Raw genomic sequence first — 14751 nt, 5'->3', positions numbered from 1 at the left:
CTGCCTGCTGGACAAGCGGCTGACATAGGGGTCCCCTCCGCCGGCTCGCTCCGGCGCCGAAGCACAGCATCGAGCTGGCTGTCCGTTCACGAGCTCTCATGTTCGCCCGACCAAACAGCCCGGTGACGCGGACGGCGCGCGTAGAACGGGAGAAGCACACCCCCGGCAAGCCCATGACCGGGCCAATCGAGACGCCTAGGTGGAGTCAAATCTCACCAACAGAACGGGGCCGTGAACCCCTCACGTGGAGTCAGAAGAGACCTATAAATGGAGTCGGTTGTCACCTACGAAGCCAGCTCGGAGAGTCCCGCACGGAGAAGGAACGCACGGAGCGGGCCATCGACGCCTTCGCCCGCTTCCTGGGACAGTCCCGGCCGGACGGCATGGTCTCCGACCTTCTGCAGGAACCGCCGGCACCCGCGCCGCTGCCCCGGCAGCACGACCTGTCCGCCGAGGAGGCCCGCGCCGAGTCCGAGCGCAGGTTCCGGCAGACCCGCATGGCACAGGCAGGACGGGCCAAGTCGGTGTCCCTGTCCTCCCGCCAGGCGCAGAACGAAGCCCAGCGCGAGGACGAGGCCGGGCGTGCCGAGGAGAAGGCCAAGCAGCTGCTCGCCCGCATCCAGGCCGGTGCCGAGGAACGCGCGGTCCCCTCGTGGACGAAGCGCGTCTACGGCACCGCCTCTCCCCAGGAGCTGAACCGGCTCATCGCCGAGGCCGACCGGCTCGGTGCCGACGCCGAGGCCGTCGCCGCCGAGGCGCAGACCAAGGCCCGGGAGCTCGCTGCGCGTCTCGACCGTAAGAAGGCCACCGGCCAGCCCACCCAGGGGCAGCAGTTCGCCGCCGAGGCCGGGAAGGTCCTCGACCAGGCGGACGCCCATGTCGCCACCGCCCGGGGGCATCTGGAGACCGCGTTCGCCGCGGCCGGGCACGCGGATGACCAGGCCCGGCAGCTCGCCAAGCTCGCCGAGAACGAGGGCAAGGGCCGCGTCGCGCTGCGTCTGGCGGGCACGTCGCTGAAGGAGTACCGCAAGCTGACCGGGCGCCTGTCCGGGGAACGCGCCGGGTACCTCCAGCTGGAGGCCGACACGAAGCGGGACGCCCGGCAGGAACTGCGAGATGCATGGGACGTGGTGAAGGCGAGCCGCTTCGCCGAGAGCTTCGGTGTGGCGGGTACGCCGGTGCCCGACCCCGTGGAGAAGGTCGCCGAACGGCTCGTGGAGATGCGCTCCGTCGCCGAACGCCGCGGCCACAACATGGACAAGCGCGACCGCGACGACGTCGGCCGCGCTACCAGGAAGGCGGGCGAGTTCCGGGGATACGCGGCCAGCAACCGCGCCCAGGCCGCCGACGCCCGCGCCGAGAAGGCCCTGCGCACAATGATCGCCAAGAAGTTCCCGCAGTTGCACGACCGGGAGGCGACCCTGCGCCGCGCCCATCAGCAGGCACAGCACGCGAAGCAGGCCGCCCAGCACCGATCAGCCGGCACCGAGCACCCGCAGCCGAAGCCGTCCCGGGGGCAGGGCCTGAAGTAGGAATCGGGTCGCGCCTCTGGTTGCGGGCCGCAACTTTTTTGGGCGAGTTCCCCACTTTTTGATGGGCGTTGGCCTCTTAGCTCGTAGACGCGCACCTCACCGAACGGGTGTGCCGAGCGCCGGTCCCCCGGTCAGGAGTCGCCAGCATGATGCGGAAGCCGCAGGATCCCAACGGGGTCAAGGAGCCGAAGGGCACTCGGCGTACGTCCGTGCCCAAGCAGTTCACGGTGGAGACGATCGGCGGGTGGGATGAGGAGCTGCTGCCTGAGGCGTCCCGCGAGCAGTGGAAGGAGGTGGGGGCGATGCGGCGTACCTGTCTCTTCATCGCCTACCGGTACGTCTCCTGGGATCTTCGCGAGGACGTATGGCAGGAGACCAGGTTGGCCATGTGGCGCCGCCTCCTCAAGGGACCGGTCGACAAGCTCGGTGGGTACGTGCGCGAGACCTGCAAGAACGAGGCCATCAAGGTCCTCAAGAAGGTCAAGGCACGGGCCGAGCAGTTCATCGGTCACGACATCGACCTCCTCGAGAAGAACACCCCGGTCTTTGACGAAGAGACCGACGCCCGCATCAAGGGTCTCGTCGAGAACTTCGTGCCGGAGCTGACACCGCACGAGGCTCGTATCTTCGTCCTCCGCTCGGGACTGAAGTGGAGCATCAAGACCGTCGCCGAGTCGCTGGAGATCAGCGAGGACGCCGTGAAGTCCGCGTTCTACTCGGCGAAGCAGAAGCTCGGCCACCCCGGAATCCGCACCGCCATCTTCCGGAGGCTCAATCCGGAGTAACCGCCGCGCGGTTCCCTCCGCGGCTCTGCGGCCGCCTCTGGGTCCGGCACCCTCGTCCGGATCATGCGGCCGTAGGGCCGAGCGGGGATCCGACCGGATACCCGACGGCGAGTGGCCCCTGCGCCAACAGAAGCCACTCGTAGCACTCACGCCAGCAGCCCACTCGAAGGAGCACCACTCCATGAACCGTGTTATCCACCTCTTCGGCGCGATCCTCGTGGCCTTGTGGACCTTTGTCGTCCGCCGAGCCGACCACTGCATCCTCGCGCTTGAAATGGCGTACCTCTCCCTGCGTCGTCGGCTGACGAACCGGAACAGCGTGCACGCCGTACCGACCGCACCTGCCTGGCCCACCGGCAAGCAGTGCTGATTCTCTTCAACACGACCAAGCACTGCTAGCCGTCTTCGACACGACCAAGTGACATCAGGCACCACTGACCAAACACAGCCGAGCCAGCACCAAGGAACATGAGGCACCACTGACCAAACACAGCTGAACCACCGAGAGGCCGGGCCCCACTTTCTGGGGCCCGGCCTACTCATGTCTGGTGTACGCGAAAACGGCACCAGAGCCACAACGCCCAACCCGGCCACTAACCGCGGGCGAGTGACAACGGGCCCCTTCATGGAAGGCACCCACCACATGTTCAGCATGCCCGACCAGCCCGCCCCGGACCACAAGGAAATCGACAAGCTGCTGGCTGCGGTCGACCACCAGCTCAGTTGCCTGACAGAGCAGCGTCAGGCCTCGAAGCGGGAGCGCCGGCGCCTCCGTCGGTCCCAGTTCGTACTGCGTCGCCGTGCCGCGACGATGATCACCCGCACCGTGCTCCGTGTGGGGCTGATCTTGAGCGGCACAGTGTCCTTCGTCATCGGGCTGATCTTCCTCGTCGCCGGGAAGGACGGGGGGAAGGACCTTCTGGAGGCGGCTGCCGCTGCGTGGGGTCTGGCGGCGGTGATTCCGCCGAGGAAGTAACTAAAGAGCTTGAGGAGGCATGGACGCCCGGCACTTCGGTGCCGGGCTTTCCTGCGTGTCAGGCCATCGGGTGTCCACCCGATGAGGCCGCACGCCGACTACTTGTCTGGATCGACCTCTTACGCCGGGCCGGGGCACCCAGCGGGCGGGGTTTCTGGACTTTTTGGGCCGTCCCTTCGCGGGCGCGCGCGATGCCAGCCAGGCGAGAGAATTCGCAACTTGGGCAGGTCCACGAGTGCGCGCCCGTAGGCGAGCCCAGGACAAACATTGACGATCAGGCCCCAACAGGGTGTCCGGCACCGCAAGATGGCGCGGCCAGCAACACGTACCGCACCGTCTTGGAGACATCGTGATCCCGGCCAACCAGCCCTACGAAGCCCGCTACAAGCACGAGAACGCTGGGCACAAGCACTACACCACCAAGCGCGTCATCGCCTGGGACGAAGACGGTCATCCGCTCGTCATCGGGAGGGACGGCGCCTCGCTCATCAGGGCCAGCTCATGGAGCAACTTCCACGATGTCGTCCCCGTCGACCCTCCCGTCGTTGCTGCCCTGCCAGGTGCTGGCTGGCGAGCGGAGTTCCGTGACGAGGACGGCTCCCTGAGCTCGAACCCGCTCACCGCCTGGCTCGTCTACGCCGACGGCAACATCAAGCCCGCTGATGTCGATCTCACCGGTGAAGCCGACGACCCGACCACCGTCTCCAACTTCGTACGGCTCTATCACCCTTCGGAAGAAGACTAGAAGCCCAAGAGCGCCGAAGGGCCCTGGAGCTGCTCGTGAGCAGCTCCAGGGCCCTTCTCTGCCGACATGACTCTCCTCAGACGCTCTCAGCGGCTTCCAGCGCCGCCACAGGCTCCGTCACGCCCGTCCGTTCATCGTGCTCGCGCAGCATTCGCATGACGGTCGCCGGGGAGGGATGCTGGCCCTTCCTGGCTCCCTTGGTGATGACGAGCCGGGCCGCGATTTCGCGCAGGCTCAGCTCCTGGTCCCGAAGGTGCAGCGCCATACCGAGCATGTCGTCGTCGGTGACGCTCGCGCCACCGATCGACTTGCCGCGCTTCCTCGCTGACTCGTGGCCCTCCAGCGTCCGGTCACGGATGTACTCGCGCTCCATGCCCGACAACGCGGCAAGCACGGTGAAGACGACACCACCGGGATCGTGGGAGCCCTGAAGTTCTCCGGTGAGGAACTCCAGGCCGACGTCGCTGGCGCGCAGCTCCTCGGCGAGCATGGCCAGGTCGATGCCGCGGCCGAGTCGCTTGTGCTCGTGGACCACCATCGCACGGCGACGCCGGACGCGCGGATCTCGCGGGCGAGGGTGACCGCCTTCTCCAGCTCCGGCCGTTTGGCCGCGCGGGTTGAGACCTACTCCGAGAAGACCCGGGTGACCTTGGCCTGTTCGAGGGAGTCGAGCTGGGAGTCGAGGGACTGACGGGCGGTGGACGCGCGGGCATAGCCGATGCGGGCGTGGCCGACTGGTTCGGCGCCGGCCCCGGCCGGGCGCGGCACTCACCTGTCCGAGGCAGACCTGTCTGGCGCGGACCTGACCGGCGCGGACCTGACTGGCACGGACCTGACCGAGGCGGATCTGACCGGCGCGGACCTGTTCGGCGCGCACCTGTACGGCACGGACTTGTCCGGCGCGGACCTGACCGGCACCGACGTGACCGGCGCGGCACGGCTGTACGCCAAGCAGGTGGTGTCTGCTGTGATCGACTCAACGACCAAGCTCTCCCCTGGCCTGGCCAAAGACCCGACCGTCACAGCACGGATTGCACAGGTGGAGAACGAAGAGCGGGGGTAAGGCAGTCTCCGTGAGCTGCGGTTCAAAGCGACTTGGGACGTGCGAGCCAAAGGGCTTAGCGCACGTCCTGACGTCGTTGTTCCTCAACCCCCTGATCGTCGCCCGGCGCCGCACCCCCGTCGGCTCCGGGCGACACCACGAAGCCCCCGGCGACCGCCGTGAACCCGCGGCTGCCGGGGGCTTCTCATTCCCGCCCCGCTCAGCACCACCGCGAGCGCTGTACGGGAACTGCGAGAGGTCGATGGGGACTGTCCGCGGCCGCTCCCACAGCGGGCGGGCATGCTCGGTCCCCTCGCAGTGGAAGCACTGGCCGGCCACGGGTGTGCGGGCGCCGGGAGTGCTGATGCCGAGGGTGCCGATGGATTCCCGCAGGAGCTTGGTGAGGCCTGCGATGTGGCCGGTGCGCAGCGCCAGTTCCTGCCTCCTGCCTCCTGCCTCCTGCCTCCTGCCTCCTGCCTCCTGCCTCCTGCCTCCTGCCGACCATGACCTCCAGCTCGATGTCGGGCACGAGAGCGGACTCGCTGATCCGACTGTCCCCGGAGAGGCTGCGCGTCACCGTATTGATCAGGTCGTGAAGGTGGCCCAACGTCTCTGTCCCGGACAGTCCCACCCGCGCCGCGAGGACGATGTCGTCCGGCTCCATGAACGACAGCAGCGCCGACGGCCGCTCGAACGGCACGCTGCGGCCGACCGGCTCGGGGTGGGCTGCGTGGAGACGGGACATCGTGTACCACAGGTCTCCCGGGTAGCCGTCATAGTTTTCCCGCGTCGATTCCTTCTCCTGCTGCCTGTTGAGCCTCATGGCTGCCTTCCGGTTGATGACATCGGAGTACCTGAGTACGCCGTGGCCAGGGCGCAGTGCGCGCCGTGGCCTTCGTCATCCCGCCGGGTGGCGCGGCGACTTCGGGAGCCGTCCCGCAGTGTGGTCCCGCGGTTGTGTCTCGGGCGTGCTCGGGTCAGGTCTGCTGTCGCACCGGACGGCCGATGGTCCACAGGTCGCCGGGAGCGCGGACGAACGCGCTGTGGGTCTGCATGTCCCGCTTCAGCTGTGCGGCGGAGATGATGTGGCCGCGCCGGGCGAGCGCGTCGCGCAGCTCGCCGGGCGTCAGGGGTCGGCCGCAGCGCGCGAGGTGACGGGCGGCCAGCTGCTCGCGGGTGGGGTAGTGCGCGGGCTCCACGACCAGGAGCGAGTCGCTGAGCGCCTGGTGCTCGGTCATCGCCGCGTCGGCGAGCTCCAGCAGGGGCACCGTCGCCTCCCCGGCCCGCGTAAGGCGCCGCCCCCAGTTGTCGCGGGTCAGGTAGCCGTTTCGGTAGCACCACCCCAGCAGCCCGGCCACAGCGGCCGTCGCGAGCAGCGGGTTGCGTCCGGCGAGGACGACCAGGCGGTGAGCGCCCGCGCCGGACAGCCGCAGTACCCAGTCGATGAGTACCAGCGCGTTCGCGGCGGTGGCCTCCAGGCCCGCGACGCGCATCATGCTCTGGACGACCGGGATCCAGTCGATGACGGCGTACCCGAAGCGGTGGAAGACGCTGTCCTGGGTGACGATGACGCACGGTCCGAGGAACTCTGCGAGCGCCATCGTGGGCGCGTCGTCCGGATCGCCTCTGTGCCTGCGCGGCATGTCCGAGTCGACGTGCAGGATGTGCCGGGTCCGCGGCGACAGGTGATCACGGATCTCCAGGTCGACCACCCGAAGGGCGGGCAGGATCTGCCGGTTGAGCACGTGACGCGCTTGGCGTTCGGGCACCTCGAAGTGGGCGGCCAGCCTGGCGAGGTGTTCGTCGACCTCACCAGGAACGTGCGCGGCAATGTACGGGGTGGCACGGCCGGTCGCGGCCAGCGTGGTGACACTGTTGTGCCGGCCGTTGTTCTTGGCCAGCACGCAGGCTTCGACCAGGAGGGCGTTGGCGTCGAGGACGGGCAGCAGCATCGGCCGGTCCAGCACCATCGGGTTGATCGCCGATTTGGAGGGGATCAGCAGCGGCGGTGCCGCGTCGGCACGATCGAGCGTCATGGATCAAGTGTGGCCACCGCCACTGACATTGAGGCAGATTTTGCGGGCCAGGTGAGGGCTACGAGGCCCAGCCGGGCAGTGTCAAACGGGCGCGTGCGTCCTCTTTGGCAACGCGGACGCGGGCGGTGGCCCACTGATCGGCGCCGCGCTCAACGTCCTGCCGGTAGGTCGCGCGGGCCCCGACAGAAGCGGCTCCGGGTTCGTTGATGCCGCAGCCCCAGCGGATGACCCGATCGGCGTCTGCCGGGCAGGCGGTGCGGGTGCCGCAGCGGGAGCAGGCATGCTCGGTGTCGCGGTCCAGGATGTCGCTGTTGGTGATCTGGGTGTGGGTAGGGCAGAAGCCGCAGCCCACGGTCACCGGCCGGGTCCAGTCGACGTGTCCTCGGTCGCCCGTGAGGGCGTAGTCCGCGGAATCCGGCTCCCCGATCAGCCCGCACGGGGGACCTCGGTCACCAGAATCTCCTTCAGAACAGCCGAGTCACAGGTCCTGGCACCGCCTGGTGGTGCAGCTGCGCGGCCTCGCGCGAATCGCCCACGGGGTCTGCGGCGTTAGGAACCCTAATATCGGCCCCCGGGCCGGCTGTGGTGGGGACTCCGGGTCAACCGTGGCGGGCGGGCCCGCGCCGCCGTCAGGCTTCGGCTGAAAAGGCCGCAGGACGACGCTCCCCCCACGGCTGTCGGGTGAGGAGCGTCGTCGTCTCCGGCGGGCCTGCTCCCCTCAGCGGCCTATGGGCTCCGGGTAGCGGTCGCGGCGCCGGTCGGGGGCGTCGACGCCGATCTCGTACCAGGGCTCGCCGCGCTGCAGCCGGGGCAGGGTGTTCACCCACACCGCGATGGCGATGCCTCGGACGTCGGCGGTGAGCGCCTGGCGGCGGTTGTCGAGCAGGTGCTCCTCCTTGCCCGTTAGGACGACGTGCAGCCGCGGGAAGCGTTCGGAGCGGGTGTAGCGGTGGCGCTGCCAGAACGGGAACGTGCGGCCGTTGGTGCCGCGGGCTCCCTCCCAGACGCGGTGCCCGGCGTAGCGCTCGTAGTCCCAGACCTCCTTGGCGAGGCGGGCCTGGGACATGGTGCCGTTGTCGAGTTCGAAAAGGCGCACCTCGCTGGTCTGGGTCGGCACGGCGAGCACGGCGTCGGTGTTGAAGCTCAGGCCGATCTCCTTGATGGCGTGGTTCACCTCCACCTGCCAGTCGGTCAGATGCTCACGGCCGCCGGCGGGGAACGTGGCGGTGTAGGCGAGGATCGTGTCGGTCACCGCGACGCCGTGCGGGCCGAACCCGGCGCGAACGGCCTTCGCTCCGGTGCCGGCCTTCGGGCGGGGCGGCAGCTCGTTGCCGTCGGCCAGAGCCTTCTGCCCTGCCGGGGTCAGGTTCCAGATCGGGTGCTTGCCGTCTTTGCCGTTCGTCTCCGCCAGTCCGAGCTCCGCCAGTTTCGACATCGCCCTGCGCACGTACGACCGGCCGTCCTTGTCCTCTGCCGTGATCACCTGAGCCATCTGCCGGGCCGTGGCTATCCGCACGCACCCCAGCATCCGCAGCGCGTCGGCCCGAACCTTCACGGCCGTGGGAGTGGACTTCTTCCCCTTCGCTGACTCTTCGGGGGAAGGGAGAGGGGTGTCGGCGTGCCGGGAGGCCCCTTGGCGGGCGGTGTGAGCTGCGGTGATGGGCACGACGTTGGAATCGTTCGCGGCACTGCTTCCCGGGCCGCCCGACGGGTACTCGGTACCCCTTGACCAAGTGGGGTGCGGCTCGGGTTCAGGCTGCCGGGCGCTGCTGTACGTCATGAGAAGGCTCCTCACGCAGGTGGCGCGGGACTCCGGACAGAATCCCGCCGTCACTTGCTAGAGGTGTCGAAAAAGCCGTCCGTGTGACACTCCGCCGGGTGCCGATACCGAGCCGTAATCATCACGGACGGCAGTTGACCTCCCGTAGCGAAGGTTGCGCATTCTCACCGAACACTGCGCACCTCCTGGCGGGGGGAGCCTGGAGGAAGCGCGTCCCGAGTACGCACCGGCGGTTCCAGTCAGAAGCCGAACCGACGAGGGCCGCGTCCGTCACGGTCGGGCCCGGGGATGTCGATGTCCAAGTCGTCGGGCTCGTCCACGAGGGACATTCTGTTGATCGCCGTCTCGGTCTCGCCCGGGTAGCCCAGCGGCGGCATGTGGTCGAAAACCGTCTCCGGCACGCCGGACACCGTTTCGGGTTCGCCCGTGTAGTACAGCGGCGGCATGTGAACGTCGGTGTCCGGCACGTCGGACGCCGTTTCGGTCTCGCCCCGGTAGCCCGGCGGCGGCGCGTGGAAAACGCTCTCCGGCACGTCGGACGCCGTTTCCATGATGAGCGGGGTCGCCACCACTGTCACCGCTGGCGGGAGTTGAGGGGCGGCTCCAGCGTAGTGGCGCAGCGTGTTGGTCAGCTCGTGCAGGCGGCGCACGTTGAGACTGTGCAGAGCTTCACCGACGACCCGGGTCGCGTCGTCGGTGAAGAGCAGGAAGGTGGGGTGCAGGACGTATTTGCCCAGCTTGACCGCCGCCTCCAGCGTCTTGTCGCCGTGAGCCAGGTCGGTGACGAGGGTGGCAGTCCAACCCTCGGGTGAGGTGTGCGGGAGCATCAGCCGCCCCAGGACGTCGAAGGCGTCGGCCGTCCGGCTCTCCCCCGGGTGCGGTACATCGTCCTGGCCCCGCACGCCGACCGCGCCGAGGTCGCGCTGCGACCAACTGTGCGCCCGCACATGCAGGGCGAGCTCGAGAGCGGTACGGACGAATCCTTCCTGCGCCGCAGCCCCGATTGGCGGATAGTCCGGCAAGTCGGGACCCAGCATCGCCTGTGTCTGACCTGCGAGCTTGCCGAGAGCCCACGTCCGCCGATCTGGGTCCTGAGGCTGTCGCAGCTCCCAGGCCGCATCACGGGCGGCCCTCAACACCCCGCGAGCCAGCCTGTCAAGGTGCTCGGGCGACATGCCCGCACGGTCGTCGGCGTCCATGCTGCTCCCTCTTCCGGCCGGTACGTCGGTACAAACGGAAAAGGCCGGTAAGCCCAGGATGACCCACCTGATGCCGTCGTTCCAGACGCAGTATCGAAGCGACAGCACCCGAACAACCGGAGACAGCTCCACCAATCCCGGTACCTGTCGTTAGCCCCAACAGTGGTAGCTGACAAGGGGAAACATGCCGGTAGCGAGGCTGGTCCAGGAACAACGCGCGTCCAGCCGCACCTGGTCAAAATGCGGCCGGACAGCGTGCGCACCGGTGCGGTGCGGGACATCGTGGTGCGCATGACGATGCGCAGCATCCGGTGTGGTACGCATCGGATACGGCGTCTCCGTCACCACAGCCAGGCGGTGCAGTGCCGCACCCGGGACAGGGCGCGAGCGTCGCGGCGGGCGGCGGCGTTCCCGATCCGGCCCTGCCGCGCGCGGGGCCGGCGGGACTCCCCGGCGGCGAGGCGACGGCGGCCGGCGTCCTGGAACCGCCTGTGCTGCTTGCGCAGCTCCCGCTCCTTCTCCGCCTTCGACTTCGGCTTCCGGGGCCGCCTCCAGACCGGCTCCCAAGGCGGCGGCTCCTCAAGGACGGCGGCCCACTCCTTGGAGGCTTCGCGGGCCCGAGCGAGGGCATCCTCGAAGCTGGGTTGTTCCGGGGTGCTCATGCGACTCCTGGGGTTCGGCACGGCGAGAGCTGCTGGGGGTGCGTCGGCGGGGTCGCCGGCGCGGTGGGCTGAAGTCGGGGTACGGAGGCGACGGCGCGGTCCCGGACGCCGTCGGTGAGCTTGGCGGCCATCTTGGCGGCGGCGGCCTCGAACGTGGCGCGGGTCTGATTCATCGCGGCGACGTCGGTCGCCTGCTCGGGGACACGGCCGGCCTTCCGGTCCGTACGGGTCGGCCGCAGACGAGACCTCGGGGTAGCGGGCACGGCGACGGCGCGCGGCCGGGAGCGGGAGCCCAGGCGGTCAGCGCGGCGCACCGCCTGGACCCGGGTCCTCAGCGCACCGGCGGCGAGGCGGGCCCGCTCGTACGGCGGGGCGGTCCGTTTGCGGGTCAGCGGGCGCAGCACGGTCTGGTCCTCGGTGTCGCGCGGGTACAGGACGCGCAGGTCTGCGGTCATCATCCGGCCCCGGCCGACGGGGCGGGTGTAGTCGTCGACGACCGCCTGCACGATCTGTTCGTCCAGGCCGGGCCGGTGAGGTCGGCCGCGCAGGACGTAGGCGAGGTGGCGGCGGGCTTCGGCGAGCAGATGGTGGCGCTTGAACGCGCCGCGCATCACGTACACCACGGCGACGACGTCGACGGCGGCCAGCGCAATGTCGACCACCGGCCGCACCCGCGCCCACACCGCCGCAGCCGCCGCCCGGGCCCGCTCCGCGAGGCGGTCGACGACGTCAACGCCGTAGGCCCGGATCGCTGAGTCCCGCCATCGCTCGCGCAGCTCGGTCAGCGACAGCAGTTCCGTGCGCTTGGGCGGGCGCGTCTGATCGGCGGCCTGACAACCCAGCGCGTAGCCGGCCCGCTCCCCCGGCGCATGCCCGTGCTTCTCCTCATACCTGGCTGTCAGGATCGGCAGCGCGTCCTCGATCTGCTGGCGGCGGGTCGACTGCCAGCCAATCAGCCGCTGATCAATACCCGCGATCTCCATGACGGGCCGCCGGCCAGGCGTCACCTCGCGCGGCTCCCACGCCCACCCGAGCCGGGCGGACACCTCCTCCATGAAGTAGAGGATGTAGAGGGTGTCGGCCGCAACGATGTGGGTCAGCATCGAATCTGCCGACAGGTTGCCCCACCTCCCGTCATGCGGCCGCCGGGCACGGATCGAGACGACCGCGTGCGCGTGAAGAAGGGGCTTCGATTCCGTGGCTCTGGACTCGTAGTGCCGGAACACCGCAACGATCAGCCCGTCCTTGACCCGGGCGCGGCGCTTCCCGCCGGCTTTCCAGCGGATCTCCGCGACCGATTCCTCCAACCACGCCAGGGTCTTGTCGCGGGCGATGTCGTCGCACAGTTCCAGCACCTGGCGGTGCCGGTCGTCCATCAGGGCCCACGCGAGGTGGGCCGTCGGCGGGGGCCGGAACGTCAGGTCGAAGGCCAGCCAGGGGGTGCGCTCCTTGGCATTGTCGGTCTCGGGGGAGCGGTTGTGCTCGATGGGCCTGCCCAGCGCGGTCGCCCGCCTCGCCTGTGCCGGGCTCTTTCCCTGGGCCAGGAGCTCGCGCTCGATCCGGTCGGCGTCCGGGTGCTGACCCTCTCCCAGGAGCAGTTCGGCCTGCCGCTCGGTCACCACGTCCCCGACCGTGAGGTCAAGCGCAGCCAGGCCCCGGCCCTTCCAGACGCCGGGCGGGACACCAGCTTCGTCCTGGGCGGCACGCAGCGGTTTGCCCGCAGGGCGGTGGCCGTCGCCGACCATCACGCCGCGGAAGAGATAGCGCCACCCGTTCCCCGGGCGAACCTCCGACATGCTGATCATCACCCCATGGAACCCTGGCGTTGGCCTGGGAAAAAGCGCGATCCGGGTCCCTTCCCGCCGGGCGGGAGGCCATCACGAAGTCTTTATCGTGGCGCCCGCCAGGCGGACCGTCAGGCCAGCCCGAGACGGTAGGCAGCTGGCGTGTGCACAGTCCGCCGCATGAACACGAACCTGTTCCACGGAGACCTCTGCTCGCAGTGCTGCCGCCCTCTCACTCTGCGCACGACCGTCGAAGTCCGGTCGAATATGCCGTACCCCAGCCGGACCGACATGGTGCCCCACTGCGAGAGCTGCGCCGACAACATGCCCCGCGCACAGAAGTGGGCCGACCTGATGAACGCCCGCTACGGCATCTAACCCCGGCCGTGCGAATGCTGCGCGCCGACCACACGAGCACCGCCCGCCACCAAATCCGCCTCCAGCCGACTCCACTGCCATCGAACGCGCACCAACGAACCGCGCCAAAAATCATCATCTGGCTCCGCGGCACTGCCAAAAACCATCAGAAACGACCTAGGCGGACATTAACGATTCAATGAGTGCGTGCCAGCGCTGGTCGGCCACAGCAGAGTCTTCTGCCCGTGTGATCTGTCTGCTTTGGTAGCGGGCACTGCGGCCGGCAAAGACAACGAGCCGGTCTAGGACTTGGTAGTTGGGGTTCCACTGTCGGTCTGCCGTCAGCCATGTCCGATGCAGTTCCTCTGTTGCGGCGCGATCGTCGTGATATAGGGCGACGATGAGTTGGCCCGTCCACTCACGCCAGCCCATCTTCTGTTGTCGCGCGTCGACAAGGCGCTGGGCTTCGGTGAGAAGTTCCAGCGCTGTTGGGTGGTCGTCTCGCATGGAAATCGCCTTGGCTGTCAGGGCAGTCCGCATGGGAAGCGTCTCACCGAAGTGATCGGCGTCGGCCAGGAGGTCATCGCATTCTGTGGGTGTGCTGCGGCCTTGCAAGGTTCGGCGCCAGAGGGTCGAGGCTTCATTTTCCAGGGCGAGGCGGTGCTGTCCTCGGGCACGGAGTGCTCGGGCTCTCATGTCTGTTCCCTCGATGGCCTCTTCGAGCAGCCCGCGGTCGAAGGCCAGGTCGCTGCTGATGCGTACGGAGGTCGTCGGGTCCTGCAGCGGGTAGTGGCTCAAGTGCTGTTCCAGCTCTTCGTACGCACCTCTGGTGCGCAATGTACGAGCGACCTGGTAGCGAAGCAGTTCAGAGGCCGGTTCCTCTTCCAGCATCTCTTTGAGGATGCGCAAGGCGTTGTCCGGATCGCCGTCGCGGTAGACGTACGCGAGTCGCAGTCTGGTGCGGTGTCGGACGTCGCTCTGCAGTGGTCGGGATAGGTAGTCCTCCAGGTAGGCGATACGCTCGGTCTTCCGTCGTCCGTGGCGCCACGCTTCGTAGATTCCGGAGATTTGCCCCGCCCAAGTGTCGAGTGTGGGGGGCGGCAACCGGTCGGCAGTCTTGGCGAAACCGGGGGCGGCAGCGAGTGCGTCCGCCAGCCAGATGGCGGTGAGAGCGTGACGGGCACACAGCTCGGCAGCGAGTTCCATGACGTCGAGTCGGCGTTCGGTGTTGAGCAGCAGAGCGTCGCTTCGAAGGCGCAGAGCTTCTAGCAGTTGCCTGGCCATTTCGGTTCGGTCGTCTGGTGCCCAGGCTCCGGGATTGCTGACGGGTTCGTGGGCGATGGCGGAGCGGACCGCGTCGTGGAGCCGGTAGGGAAAAACCGGGTGATCGTCTTTGGTGACGAGGGTGCGTTGGCACAGGCGTTGCGCGTCACCGACCAGAGCGCCGGCAGCTTGGGCGATCAGGCGTTCGTCGAAGCGTGGCATCAGGCTCGCGGCCCGGGCCAGTTCGCGCTCCTGCTTTGGCAAGTTGGCGAACACGCGGGTGGCGAGTTCTGGCAGCGGCCCTCCGAAGGCTTGGGCGGCTGGAGGGTTTTCATGTGCAGCGCGCGCTATAGAGAGCGACAAGCTGAGGTAGAGGGGGAGGCCGTGGGCGCCGCTGCTGATGCTGTTGATGGCATCCGGAGTCAGTACCGGATTTCCTGCGGTGCCGGACGCGGCATGGAGGTACTGCTTCACGTCGGTGTCGGAGAGGCTGCCTACTAGGTCGTGTCTTCAATTGATCTTGAGTAGTGGATCATGGTCGGGTGATACGTCGACATGAACTGTCCGATGAGGAGTGGGAGTTCCTCCGT

General features: G+C 68.5%; 15 protein-coding genes. 7 read left to right on the top strand and 8 right to left on the bottom strand.

Going from position 1 to position 14751, the window contains the following annotated elements:
* The first annotated feature begins 383 nt into the window (after window positions 1-383).
* From ACH4DZ_RS42155 to ACH4DZ_RS42135, 5 genes are all read left to right on the top strand, one after another.
* Window positions 384-1532 carry a hypothetical protein gene (locus tag ACH4DZ_RS42155; RefSeq protein WP_398294724.1) on the top strand — a complete coding sequence of 383 codons (1149 nt, stop codon included), beginning with the start codon at window positions 384-386 and terminating at the stop codon, window positions 1530-1532.
* Between the two features lie 146 nt (window positions 1533-1678).
* A complete protein-coding gene (locus tag ACH4DZ_RS42150; RefSeq protein ID WP_398294723.1) occupies window positions 1679-2317 on the top strand; it encodes an RNA polymerase sigma factor in 639 nt (212 codons plus the stop codon).
* A gap of 181 nt (window positions 2318-2498) precedes the next feature.
* Complete coding sequence (locus tag ACH4DZ_RS42145; RefSeq protein WP_398294721.1) at window positions 2499-2687, top strand: hypothetical protein; 189 nt, start codon at window positions 2499-2501, stop codon at window positions 2685-2687.
* Between the two features lie 282 nt (window positions 2688-2969).
* On the top strand, window positions 2970-3293 hold the full coding sequence (locus ACH4DZ_RS42140; RefSeq protein ID WP_398294719.1) for a hypothetical protein: 324 nt from the start codon (window positions 2970-2972) through the stop codon (window positions 3291-3293).
* A gap of 349 nt (window positions 3294-3642) precedes the next feature.
* Window positions 3643-4038, top strand: a complete 396-nt coding sequence (locus tag ACH4DZ_RS42135) for a hypothetical protein (protein WP_398294717.1) — start codon at window positions 3643-3645, stop codon at window positions 4036-4038.
* A gap of 76 nt (window positions 4039-4114) precedes the next feature.
* Here the strand turns inward: ACH4DZ_RS42135 and ACH4DZ_RS42130 are convergent, their stop codons facing one another.
* Window positions 4115-4576, bottom strand: a complete 462-nt coding sequence (locus tag ACH4DZ_RS42130; protein WP_398294715.1) for a recombinase family protein — start codon at window positions 4574-4576, stop codon at window positions 4115-4117.
* A 180-nt stretch (window positions 4577-4756) separates the two neighbouring features.
* Between ACH4DZ_RS42130 and ACH4DZ_RS42125 the strand changes: the two genes are divergently transcribed.
* Window positions 4757-5101: a pentapeptide repeat-containing protein gene (locus ACH4DZ_RS42125; RefSeq protein ID WP_398294713.1), complete on the top strand. Its 345-nt coding sequence runs from the start codon at window positions 4757-4759 to the stop codon at window positions 5099-5101.
* 956 nt (window positions 5102-6057) lie between these two features.
* Here the strand turns inward: ACH4DZ_RS42125 and ACH4DZ_RS42120 are convergent.
* The 6 genes from ACH4DZ_RS42120 to mobF all read right to left on the bottom strand — a co-directional run bounded on the left by ACH4DZ_RS42120 (window position 6058) and on the right by mobF (window position 12562).
* On the bottom strand, window positions 6058-7116 hold the full coding sequence (locus tag ACH4DZ_RS42120) for a hypothetical protein (protein WP_398294711.1): 1059 nt from the start codon (window positions 7114-7116) through the stop codon (window positions 6058-6060).
* A 58-nt stretch (window positions 7117-7174) separates the two neighbouring features.
* Window positions 7175-7474 (bottom strand): hypothetical protein, encoded by a 300-nt coding sequence (locus ACH4DZ_RS42115; RefSeq protein WP_398294709.1) that lies wholly within the window; start codon window positions 7472-7474, stop codon window positions 7175-7177.
* 360 nt (window positions 7475-7834) lie between these two features.
* Window positions 7835-8671 (bottom strand): replication-relaxation family protein, encoded by an 837-nt coding sequence (locus ACH4DZ_RS42110; RefSeq protein WP_398294707.1) that lies wholly within the window; start codon window positions 8669-8671, stop codon window positions 7835-7837.
* A gap of 464 nt (window positions 8672-9135) precedes the next feature.
* Complete coding sequence (locus tag ACH4DZ_RS42105) at window positions 9136-10227, bottom strand: hypothetical protein (RefSeq protein ID WP_398294843.1); 1092 nt, start codon at window positions 10225-10227, stop codon at window positions 9136-9138.
* A 209-nt stretch (window positions 10228-10436) separates the two neighbouring features.
* Window positions 10437-10757: a hypothetical protein gene (locus ACH4DZ_RS42100; RefSeq protein WP_398294705.1), complete on the bottom strand. Its 321-nt coding sequence runs from the start codon at window positions 10755-10757 to the stop codon at window positions 10437-10439.
* A complete protein-coding gene (gene mobF / locus ACH4DZ_RS42095; RefSeq protein ID WP_398294703.1) occupies window positions 10754-12562 on the bottom strand; it encodes a MobF family relaxase in 1809 nt (602 codons plus the stop codon). The genes ACH4DZ_RS42100 and mobF overlap by 4 nt, the downstream gene beginning before the upstream one ends.
* A 159-nt stretch (window positions 12563-12721) precedes the next feature.
* On the opposite strand from mobF, the gene ACH4DZ_RS42090 reads away from it, so the two are divergent.
* Window positions 12722-12919, top strand: coding sequence for a hypothetical protein (locus ACH4DZ_RS42090; protein ID WP_398294701.1), 198 nt, complete (start codon window positions 12722-12724; stop codon window positions 12917-12919).
* Between the two features lie 156 nt (window positions 12920-13075).
* Here the strand turns inward: ACH4DZ_RS42090 and ACH4DZ_RS42085 are convergent, their stop codons facing one another.
* Window positions 13076-14635 (bottom strand): tetratricopeptide repeat protein, encoded by a 1560-nt coding sequence (locus tag ACH4DZ_RS42085; protein WP_398294699.1) that lies wholly within the window; start codon window positions 14633-14635, stop codon window positions 13076-13078.
* Window positions 14636-14751 lie beyond the last annotated feature (116 nt).

The organism is Streptomyces sp. NPDC017991 (genome assembly GCF_044328075.1).
Taxonomy (GTDB): domain Bacteria; phylum Actinomycetota; class Actinomycetes; order Streptomycetales; family Streptomycetaceae; genus Streptomyces.
The sequence above is the reverse complement of the archived record's forward strand: the minus strand, read 5'-3'. Positions and strand labels throughout refer to the sequence as shown.